Below are 9,180 nucleotides of genomic sequence, written 5' to 3'. Positions count from 1 at the left end.
TCGTCCTCGACCGCCATCTCCACCCCGTCTCGCCGGAGCGCTCAGGCTACCGCGCCATCATGCGCCCGAGAAACCAGCCGAAAGGCAGATCAGCCGAGGCTCACCGTGCGGGCGGGACGACGGTTACGGACATTTCGCGGCTTGTGACGTCCTTCGATGCTGCCGATGTGGACCCTCGCCGCTCGGGCCGAGCTTGTGCGCCCGTCCCAGCCCTTCGCAACGTGCTTCACCGATGCCGAGTGGCAGATCACCCACTCCTCGCGTCAGCAGCGGTCGTAGGTCATGCGAACGCGAGCAGTCATTTGTGCGCCGATCTGTGGCCGGTGTTGTGCCGCGGCCCAATTCCCGATCGTGCTGCAATATCGGTGAGTCGTGATGGTGCGCTCCAATTCCATGCCCCACCAGCGCGTATAGGGCGGCTCAAACCCGTGCTCCTTCGCGACCCAGCCGGGGGTCCGACTGCCGGGCCCCTCAGTCGTTAGACGAAGGATCTCTTCGGGTTCAGAGTGCAGCGGGAGATTGATACAGACCCTTGCGCATGAAATGACATCGAACTGCGTGAAGCGAGGGGAGCAATCCGGCTCCGCTTGCCCCCCAAAAGATCCAGCGTAATAGATACTGCCAGAGCCCCGAACAAGGATCTGGCCGGTGGTGTAGTTGCGGACGCATGGTCCTGCGTCGTCCTGCGGAAAAGCTGGGCTTCCGACAAGCAAGGTGATCGCTGCCAATGCAGTGACCCTGAAATACATCTGACATTTCCTCCTTGCCACGAGTGGGCAAGCAAGGCTGCGCCGGTTGATGGCAGAGCTTCAAGCATTTCGTATGCCGCCTATGGAGGCGCCAACGCGGGCGTCGTGCCCTTGGCCGGAACCTGGGGCTGCAACGGGGGCGCTACGGCCGGCGCCGCCCCGCCCGCGACCGGCGGGGCCCGGCAGCACCGCCTCGTCCAGCGGGAAGTAGACGCGACCATTGACTTTGCCGTTGAGGGTAGTGGCCTGCAGCACGCTCTGCCGCCGCTTGGTGGGGCTGTCGGCGTGCGCTGCCGGGCCGAATTGCTCCAGCGCGCACCGGCCCGGCAGAGTTGGCTGTGGGGTACGCTCAACTGCCCGCTTACCGCGCCTCATGGTTGTTCCCATGTGGTTCTGAAACAGACTCTAACGAGTACTGGCAGACGAATTGCAGGAGCGCTGCAACGAGTGGTCCAACCTGCACAGCATGTGCCACGAGTTCGTCACTCACGCCCAGTCAGAAGGCCTTCGCGGTGCTGCAGCGGTGCCGGGTGGTCGAACGCAGCTTCGGTTCGCTCACGCACTGGGGCGGCCTGCCACTCGATCTCGCAGGGCACCTGGATGTGGCCGTTGCTCCGCATCACCTGCGTCACCGTCCTCGCTGCCACGGAGGCCCTCGTCAACCCAGGCTGAGGCCGCTTCGGATGGCTTTGCCCACGGCTTGTGAGGATTTCTCCAAAAAAATCAAACTTTTGGGGAAAATTCCTGCGGCCTCTTGTTCGTCAGACAAGTGCGCGTGGGAACATCCCGTGATACCACTGTGATACCAAAGCGCTCATGTTGCGCTTGCAAAAGCCTGGTATCACGTTGACTTCGGACGATAAAAATCGCGGACCTGAAACGTCTTAGGCCTTTGATTTATGAGGGAAAATTGGTCGGACCGGCGGGATTTGAACCCACGACCCCTTGTCCCCCAGACAAGTGCGCTACCAGACTGCGCTACGGTCCGTCCGGCGCCTGACTAGCACCGAGGATGCCGGCCCGCTACCCCCCTGCCCTCGCGCGGCTCAATCGAGCGATATCCGTGTTCGCGCCGCCAGGGCCCGATAGCCGTCCGTCTCCTTGGCGAGGAAGGCGACGAATTCCTCGGGCGACAGCCCGCCCGGATCGGCCGAGGCGCTACGCATGGCCCGCATGACCTCCGGCAGTTCCAGGGCCGCCTTTGTGGCCTGGGCCAGACTGGCGATGATGGCGGGCGGCGTGCCCGCCGGCGCCATCATCCCGAACCAGGAACCGGGCACCACCCCCTGAACTCCCTGCTCGGCGAAGGTCGGCACATCCGGCCAGCGGGCGATCCGCGTCGCATTGGCGGTGCCGAGGGCGCGCAGCTGCCCCGCCTCGATCAATGGCGCCGAGACCGCGACACCGTCGATCGCCCAATGCACCTGCCCATTGGCGATATCGATCATGGTCGGCGCAGAGCCGCGATAGGGCACGTGCACCGCCTCGATCCCAGCCGCGAGGCAGAATTGCTCACCCTGGATATGCTGCACCGAGCCGACGCCGGAGGAGGCGAAGGTGATGCTCCCCGGCTTCCGCTTCGCCTCGGCGATGAGGTCGCCCAGTGACCTCCAGGGCGAGTCGCCCTTCACCAGCAGCAGGTGCGGCTGGCGCGCCAGCAGGGTGACCGGGGCGAAGGCGCGCACCGCATCGAAGGGCAGGCGCTGGGCCAGCGCGGGGGCGATGGCCGAGGCGGTTGGATGCGCCAGCAGCAAGGTGTGGCCATCGGGCGCCGACTTGGCCACCGCATCGGCGGCGATGATGCCAGTGGCGCCGATCCGGTTCTCCACCAGGAAGGGTTGACCGAAGCGGGCGTGCAATGCGGTCGCCATCACCCGGGCCAGGATGTCGGTGAAGCCGCCGGGTGAGAAGCCGACGAGGATGCGCACCGGGCGATCCGGCCAACTGGGCTGGGCCCGCGCCACCACCGGCAGGGCCAGCGCGGCGCCGAGCAGGGTGCGGCGGTTCGGAATGGGTCTCATCATGGGTCTCCAGGCACGCCGAAGGCCGGTGCGGCCGAGGGATCGAAGGCGCGGTTAAGGCGGATTTCCTGCCGCGGCCGCCAGAACGTCCGGAGCTCGGCCGGTGCTCCGGTCCAGTCGGCGTGAAGATCGGCGAGCAGCCATGGAAAATCGCGCACCACCGACATCCCGGCGGAATTCACCGGCCTGCCTTCCCGTCCACGGCGACGTCCGGCCCGCGCGTGGGCGCGGTGCGCCGCGACGATGGGCGAGGAGGAGACGGCGATGCCGAACTCACCGCGGCGCGGGCAACAGCCGGAGACGGGAAAGGTCATGCGCACAACCGCGGTGCCGCGCATTGTCCCGGCTGCGCCTGCGCGCTGCGGCGATTGGCGCCACTCATTCGGGGATCACCGCGGTGGCGTCGATCTCGACCAGCCACTCCGGCCGGGCCAGCGCCACCACCACCAGCCCGGTGCAGACCGGGTGCACACCGCGGATGTACTCGCCCATGGTGCGGTACACGGCTTCCCGATGGCGGATGTCGGTGAGGTAGACCACCAGCTTGGTCACATGCTCCATCCTCGCGCCGGCTTCCTCGACCAGCTGGCGGATATTCTGCATCACCTTGTGGGTCTGCGCGACCGGGTCGCCGTGGCCGACGCTGGCACCGCCGTCCAGCTCCTGCGGGCATTGGCCGCGCAGAAAGACCGTGGCGCCACGCGCCACCACCGCCTGCGCCAGGTCGTTGTCGAGCTTCTGCTCCGGGTAGGTGTCCCGGGTGTTGAAGGGGCGGATGCGGCGGTGCGCCATGAACGGCTCCTGCTCCTTGGCAAAAGGGAGACCCTGGGCGCTCCGGCTGCGCTTGGTGCGGCAGCGTAATCCGGTTCCGCGCGCTGTAAAGCCGCGGTGGCGTGCTCACCGGCGCGGCGCGGTCCAGCGGCCGAGCAGCACGCCGAGCAGCAAGGTGCCGCCGAGCAGCGCCACCACCTCGCCGAACAGCGCATGCGCCAGCGGCAGGCCGATGGTGACCGCGGCGACCAGCACGCCCACCCAGATCCAGCGGCGCCAGCCGGAGAGCGGCGCGGCGGCGGGGCCGCGCTTGCCGGCGCGCTTGGATGCGGCGGGCTTCGAAGCGGCAGGCCGGGTGGAGGCCGGCCTGGGGGCGCTGCGCGCGCCGCTCATCCGAACATCGCCGCGGCCTCGGCGCGGGCGCAGGGGGCGGCGGCGCGGTCCGGACTCATGCGACGGGGCGGCCCAGGGTTTCCATCAGCTCCCGCCATTCGCGCTTGGACAGGCCACTGGCGGGCTGCTGCACATCCTCCCCGGCCAGCAGCCGGCGCACCACGCCGAGCATGCCGGCCGAGAGCGTCGCCGCGCCCAGGCGGTACTCGGCGAATGCCTCGTAGCAGGCAGGCACCCAGGCCTGGACAGTCTGCAGCATCGCCTCCGCATAGGCGCGGATCTCGTATTGCGCGTGCGGGTCGGCGCGCAAGGAGAGGAAGTGCAGCAGGTTGTGCAGGTCGGTCTTCCAGTACCACTGGGTGTAGGTGTTGAGGGTGAGGTTCATCCGTGCCAGTTCGCGCGCCAGGCCCTCGCGCGCGGGGTCCACGGTGTTGCCCTCGGCATCCTCGTTCAGCATCCAGGCGTAGTGGTCATAGGCCTGGGTCGCGTCGCTGCGCAGCAGGTCCAGCACCTGCGCGGCTTCCTCGCCCTGCAGCACATCGCCCCTGCCCTGGCGGTTGATGCTGGACTGCGCGGCCAGATGTTCCGGCGCGGGGATGTAGAATTCGCGGTCGAGGATGGAGTAGCGGGCGGAGTATTCGTTCACGTTGGCGGTGCGGTGCCTGATCCACTGCCTGGCGACGAAGATCGGCAGCTTCACATGGTACTTCACCTCGCACATCTCGAAGGGCGTGGAGTGGCGGTGGCGCATGAGGTAGCGGATCAGGCCGCGGTCCTCATTCGCCGCGCGGGTGCCGCGGCCGTAGGAGACGCGGGCGGCCTGCACCACCGCGGCATCGTCACCCATGTAGTCGATGACCCGGAGGAAGCCGTGGTCCAGCACCGGCATGGCGTGGAACAGCATGGCTTCCAGCGCCGGGACGGTGGGGCGGAGGGTGCGTGCCTCCGTTGCGCGGGCGGCCGTGATCTCCTGTTGCTGCGCGTCGGTCAGCGCCATGGTGCGTAGCCCCCGATAGAAACGGGTGGCCGTTGCCCCATGCAGGCGGTGGGGTCAAGCGTGCCGCTCACGTCCAGGCCAGTCGCAGGCTGCGGGGGATGGATTTCCGCCCGGCGGTGACCCGGAGGCAGTGGCGGAGGCGGCGGAGGACCTCCCGGCAGCGGGTGAGGCTGCCGCGCCTGGCCGGATCCGGCCACGGGATTGGATAGCGGAGCAGGGTTTCGGACAAATCCGGGTCGGGCAGCAGCCAGGGTGGGCCGGGCATGGCCGAGCGCAGGCCAAGGCGGCGGACCAGCAGGATGAAGCCGAGGCCGAGGAGGCGGTAGGCGCGGCGGCAGGCGCGGCAGATCCAGGCTTCGAGGGCGCGGAGGGGGTGGCCCTCAGGCGCCTCGGCCAGGGCGTGCAGCAGGCGCTGCCAGAGGCCGGCATGGGTCAGGCGGCGGAAGTAGCGGTGGACGGTGTCGGGCCTGCCGAACTCGGCCGGCAGGCTGTGCCAGGGGGCGGTGGTGGCAGCGGCCAGGTGGAAGATGCCATCCATGCGGGTGCGGAGTTCGCGCAACGGACGGCCGGGGCCGGAGCGGCGTTCGACATAGGGCATGAGGGCGAGCCATTCGGTGTCGCTCATGCGCTGCCAGGGGCGGCGGGGGGTGAGGCGGAAGGCGGTGGGGGGCATGAGGTGGGGCCGAAGGTGGGGGTGAATAGAACATATAAGGAACATAGCGGGTTTGGCAACGGAAGACTGCCCTGCCGCCTGGATTGGGGAGCCTTTCCATCCTCGCCGAAGGTTACGTTCTGAAACCGCTCAATCCAGCACGGGCATCGCCAACACCCGCTTCGGGGAAAGGTGGAGGTGGGTGATCGCCGCATTGAGGTCTGCTCGGCACCCGCCCATGCCATTCACCGTATCGAAGGTTCTTCCCGGACGGCCATTGCACGACGCGGGCCGCAACTGCTGAGATGGGTGGAAGCGGACCTGTACCGGCAGGTCAAACCGCGCATGGACAGCGGCATTGGGATTGATCCGGTGCGCTCCTCACCTGCACGCGCTGACTTCACGGTCCAGCTTCAGCCGGGTTGACGGGCAGGATGCCGGACAGCGTGCACGGCTGGTTCGCGAGTAGGGCTGCGCTACCGGTGAGCCGCTGCCAGTCCGTAGACCGATATCAGGCGATCAGCCCGCGAGTTCTTCGGCCACTGCCATCCTGCCTGGATGGGAAGGGCTCGCTTATAGCTCAGCTGCCGCTGCTGGCGCAGCATCATTCAGAGGCAGGCGCCGTTCCGGGGTTGATCGGAGGTGCATTTTGGCAGCGCAGCTTTGATCGACCGGCGGAGGTCGGACAAGCTGAACGGCTTGGCAAGGACCAGTTGGTTCTGGAGGTCCACCGGCAGGCCGCCGACGCCGTAGCCTGTGCTGAACACGAAAGGCGTGCCCCGAGCGACGAGCATCCTTGCGAAATCGAACGACGTTTCTCCGGCCACATTCACGTCCAGCACGACAAGGTCCAGCACCTTGGACTGCACGGCCTCATACGCACGGCCAAGGCGCGCGGCCGATGCCACCATCACGCACCCAAGCTCCTCCAGCATGTCCTCGATCAGGAGAGCGACACCGCCCTCATCCTCGACGAGGAGCACGCGAAGCCCCGAAAGGTCATCCATGGGCGCTCAGAGGCGCAAGCGGCATCGCCATCAGACAGCGCACGCCGGTCTCCTCGAAGCGTAGATCCACCGAGCCCTCGAGATCGCGTTCGATGCAGCGCCGGATGAGACGCGTCCCGAAGCCGCGACGGCTCGGCTCGTTTACCCTTCGACCACCCTGTTCCAGCCATTCGAGTGCGAGCGTGTTCTCCGGACTGACGTCCCATCGCACCGACAGCGTGCCGGACGGTGCTTCGAGCGATCCATATTTCGCTGCGTTCGTCGCGAGCTCGTTCAGCACCATCGTCAGCGACAGCGCCGCGCGCGGGTTAAGTTCAAGCGCCGGACCGCCGATCCGCGATCTATCCTCACCGCTGCTGTACGGCGCGATGATGTCCCGGAGCAGGGTCTCCAACGGCACGCTGATCCAGTTGCTCTTCGTCAGAAGATCATGTGCCTTCGCAAGCGAGAGGACACGGGCTTCGAATTTGGTTGAGAAATCCTGCAGGTCACTCGCATGCCTGGCCGACTGGGCGGCCAGCGACTGAACCGTTGCCAGGCTGTTCTTCACGCGGTGGTTCAGCTCGTCGATCAGCACCTTCTGCCGCGCCTCGGCGTTCTTGCGGTCGGTGATGTCGACCAGCATGTTGATCGCGCCCACAAGCCGGCCCTCGGCGTCGCGCAGCGGCGTCGGATAGGGAATTACGAAAACGCGGCTTCCGTCCGGCCGCTCCGCGATCGCCTCGCTGCCGCGGACAGCCCGGTTCTCGCGCAAGGTGGTTGCCATCGGGCATTGATCGTGCGGCAACGGCGTGCCGTCGGGCCAGTAGAGCTTCCACGTAACGCACCACCGGTCGTGGCCGAGCACGGGCTCACGACCGGCCAGCTCCACGGCGGCCTGGTTGTAGAAGGTGATGCGGCCCTCGGAGTCGGTTGTGTAGATCGCCGCAGGAACCGCCTCCAGCAGCTCGCGCAGCCGCCGCTCGTTCGCCTGGATTTCGTCCTGCATCCGCTTGCGCTCGGTCACGTCCTGCATGATCCGGACGCCGTATCGGAAACGGCCATTCCTATCTCGAACCGACGAGCTCGACACGTCGAGATGGACGATCGAGCCGTCCGGCCTGACGACCCGCTTCTCTATGGCATAGTTTGCGAGCTCCCCACGCACTTGCTTTCCGTAATGTTCGGCCTCGCAGGCGCGGTGCTCAGGATGCGTGAGCTCAAGCAGATTGGTGGCCAGCAGCTGCTCGCGCGAGCGTCCCAGAATGTTGCACAGCGCGTCATTGACGCGCATGTAGCGACCGTGCTCGTCGACTTCGGCGATGCCGACCATCGCGGCTTCGTAGGTCGCGGCCAATCGCTCGTCGCTCTGGCGGCGCGCGTCGTCGGCCTCTCGCAGTTCGGTGACATCGACCGTGAAGCAGCGCGTGCTGACGAACCTTCCATCGTCAAAGCGGCTGTTCGAGGTGATGAGCACATGACGGATCGAGCCGTCCTTGGCGCGTAGCCTGGCAGGATAGCGGTCCAGCCTCTCCTTGCGGGACAGCCGCCGGAGGATGTCGTCGATGGTGGCCTGGTCGGCGTGGAACTCGGTGATATGGCGGCCGATATATTCCTCGGGCGAGTATCCGAGGAGTGCCAGCTCGGCCTGGTTGGCGCGCAGAATGATGCCGTCGCTGTTCACGATATGGAGGCAGACCGCGCTGTTCTCGAAGAAATCCTCGAGATCCCGGTTCCTGCGACGAAGTTCCTCCTCGAGCGCCTTGTGAGCGCTGATGTCCTGAAAGCAGTTTATTGCGCCCTGGATTCTTCCATTGCGGTCCCGCAGCGCCTGGATGTTGACGAGCGCCGTAAACTTCGTGCCGTCCGGTCGTTCGATCACGACTTCGCCGTTGCGCGTCGCCCGTCCGGTCCGCACCGCATCCGCCATTGGGCAGCCCGCGTGAGGAAGCGGCGTTCCGTCGACGAGATAAAGCCGCTGCGAGCCGCAGAAGCGCTCGCCGGTCACGTTCAACCGTGGTTCACGCCCCCAGAGCGCTACCGCCTCCGAGTTGTATCTGACGAGCCAGCCATCGCTATCGCACAGATAGACCGCTCCCGGAATGGCATCGAGTGCGCTGGGCGCTGACGCGACAAGAGCCTCGTATTCGCTCAGCTGGCGGCCAGCGGCGGCATCCGCTTCCACTGTGTACATTGTCACGCCTTCCATCTGTGCTGCGAAGGTTTTTGCCGATCCGCGCGACTTAGCATTTGATGGTATGCCTGTCCTCAGATTTCGGCCCGTGTCTTATCTTATATGGAATGGCCATGCCGCCGAGCTGCCCGCTGTATCGAGGAAGGTTTCCTCCGGGCGCGGCCGATGCCACTCCCCAGCGCGATGGAGCCGCTTTCCGTATCCGACGCCTGGTTTGAAGGCCAATGAACTGATAGCGAATAGGCCGCTTCAGGCCAGTTCTGCTGAAGAATGCGGATCGCAGCGAAGTACGTAAGAGGGGCAAAACCTGTGGTGGTCAGGCGGGCTGGCAGCGCTGCCGGACCAAGTCGGGCAAGTACGGGATGCTGGCTTGGCCTGGGATGCCGAGCCTGGCGCCGAGGTAATCCCAGAAGCTGA

The 9,180-nt window shown here is 66.5% G+C and carries 9 protein-coding genes and 1 tRNA gene; 1 reads left to right on the top strand and 9 read right to left on the bottom strand.

What is annotated here, in order from left to right; genetic code table 11:
• Positions 1 to 1,660 precede the first annotated feature (1,660 nt).
• The 7 genes from H7965_RS27145 to H7965_RS27115 form a co-directional block, all read right to left on the bottom strand.
• Positions 1,661 to 1,737: transfer RNA gene (locus tag H7965_RS27145), tRNA-Pro, on the bottom strand.
• Positions 1,738 to 1,795: 58 nt separating this feature from the next.
• On the bottom strand, positions 1,796 to 2,770 hold the full coding sequence (locus H7965_RS27140) for a Bug family tripartite tricarboxylate transporter substrate binding protein (protein WP_186773671.1): 975 nt from the start codon (positions 2,768 to 2,770) through the stop codon (positions 1,796 to 1,798).
• Positions 2,770 to 3,084, bottom strand: coding sequence for a hypothetical protein (locus H7965_RS27135; RefSeq protein WP_186773670.1), 315 nt, complete (start codon positions 3,082 to 3,084; stop codon positions 2,770 to 2,772). Before H7965_RS27135 ends, H7965_RS27140 begins: the two co-directional genes overlap by 1 nt.
• Before the next feature lie 64 nt (positions 3,085 to 3,148).
• On the bottom strand, positions 3,149 to 3,562 hold the full coding sequence (locus H7965_RS27130; RefSeq protein WP_186773669.1) for a RidA family protein: 414 nt from the start codon (positions 3,560 to 3,562) through the stop codon (positions 3,149 to 3,151).
• Positions 3,563 to 3,667: 105 nt separating this feature from the next.
• Entirely contained in the window at positions 3,668 to 3,934 is a 267-nt protein-coding gene (locus tag H7965_RS27125) for a hypothetical protein (protein ID WP_186773668.1), read from the bottom strand.
• A 55-nt stretch (positions 3,935 to 3,989) separates the two neighbouring features.
• The gene (thyX, locus tag H7965_RS27120; RefSeq protein ID WP_186773667.1) at positions 3,990 to 4,931 is read right to left on the bottom strand and encodes an FAD-dependent thymidylate synthase; all 942 of its coding nucleotides are present in this window, start codon (positions 4,929 to 4,931) and stop codon (positions 3,990 to 3,992) included.
• A gap of 67 nt (positions 4,932 to 4,998) precedes the next feature.
• Positions 4,999 to 5,604: a transposase gene (locus tag H7965_RS27115; protein ID WP_186773666.1), complete on the bottom strand. Its 606-nt coding sequence runs from the start codon at positions 5,602 to 5,604 to the stop codon at positions 4,999 to 5,001.
• Positions 5,605 to 5,781: 177 nt separating this feature from the next.
• Between H7965_RS27115 and H7965_RS27110 the strand changes: the two genes are divergently transcribed.
• On the top strand, positions 5,782 to 6,009 hold the full coding sequence (locus H7965_RS27110; protein WP_186773665.1) for a hypothetical protein: 228 nt from the start codon (positions 5,782 to 5,784) through the stop codon (positions 6,007 to 6,009).
• A 182-nt stretch (positions 6,010 to 6,191) separates the two neighbouring features.
• On the opposite strand, the gene H7965_RS27105 is transcribed toward H7965_RS27110, so the two are convergent.
• Positions 6,192 to 6,590: a response regulator gene (locus tag H7965_RS27105; protein WP_186773664.1), complete on the bottom strand. Its 399-nt coding sequence runs from the start codon at positions 6,588 to 6,590 to the stop codon at positions 6,192 to 6,194.
• On the bottom strand, positions 6,583 to 8,763 hold the full coding sequence (locus tag H7965_RS27100) for a PAS domain-containing sensor histidine kinase (RefSeq protein ID WP_186773663.1): 2,181 nt from the start codon (positions 8,761 to 8,763) through the stop codon (positions 6,583 to 6,585). Before H7965_RS27100 ends, H7965_RS27105 begins: the two co-directional genes overlap by 8 nt.
• Positions 8,764 to 9,180: the final 417 nt, after the last annotated feature.

This window comes from Siccirubricoccus deserti (assembly GCF_014283215.1).
Classification (GTDB): domain Bacteria; phylum Pseudomonadota; class Alphaproteobacteria; order Acetobacterales; family Acetobacteraceae; genus Siccirubricoccus; species Siccirubricoccus deserti.
This window is presented reverse-complemented; position numbering and strand designations above follow the sequence as displayed.

What these genes read in the sequence shown, in the direction of transcription:
- H7965_RS27140 (WP_186773671.1), bottom strand. Translation starts at nt 2,770, where the DNA reads ATGAGACCCATTCCGAACCGCCGCACCCTGCTCGGCGCCGCGCTGGCC.
- H7965_RS27135 (WP_186773670.1), bottom strand. Translation starts at nt 3,084, where the DNA reads ATGACCTTTCCCGTCTCCGGCTGTTGCCCGCGCCGCGGTGAGTTCGGC.
- H7965_RS27130 (WP_186773669.1), bottom strand. Translation starts at nt 3,562, where the DNA reads ATGGCGCACCGCCGCATCCGCCCCTTCAACACCCGGGACACCTACCCG.
- H7965_RS27125 (WP_186773668.1), bottom strand. Translation starts at nt 3,934, where the DNA reads ATGAGCGGCGCGCGCAGCGCCCCCAGGCCGGCCTCCACCCGGCCTGCC.
- thyX (WP_186773667.1), bottom strand. Translation starts at nt 4,931, where the DNA reads ATGGCGCTGACCGACGCGCAGCAACAGGAGATCACGGCCGCCCGCGCA.
- H7965_RS27115 (WP_186773666.1), bottom strand. Translation starts at nt 5,604, where the DNA reads ATGCCCCCCACCGCCTTCCGCCTCACCCCCCGCCGCCCCTGGCAGCGC.
- H7965_RS27105 (WP_186773664.1), bottom strand. Translation starts at nt 6,590, where the DNA reads ATGGATGACCTTTCGGGGCTTCGCGTGCTCCTCGTCGAGGATGAGGGC.
- H7965_RS27100 (WP_186773663.1), bottom strand. Translation starts at nt 8,763, where the DNA reads ATGTACACAGTGGAAGCGGATGCCGCCGCTGGCCGCCAGCTGAGCGAA.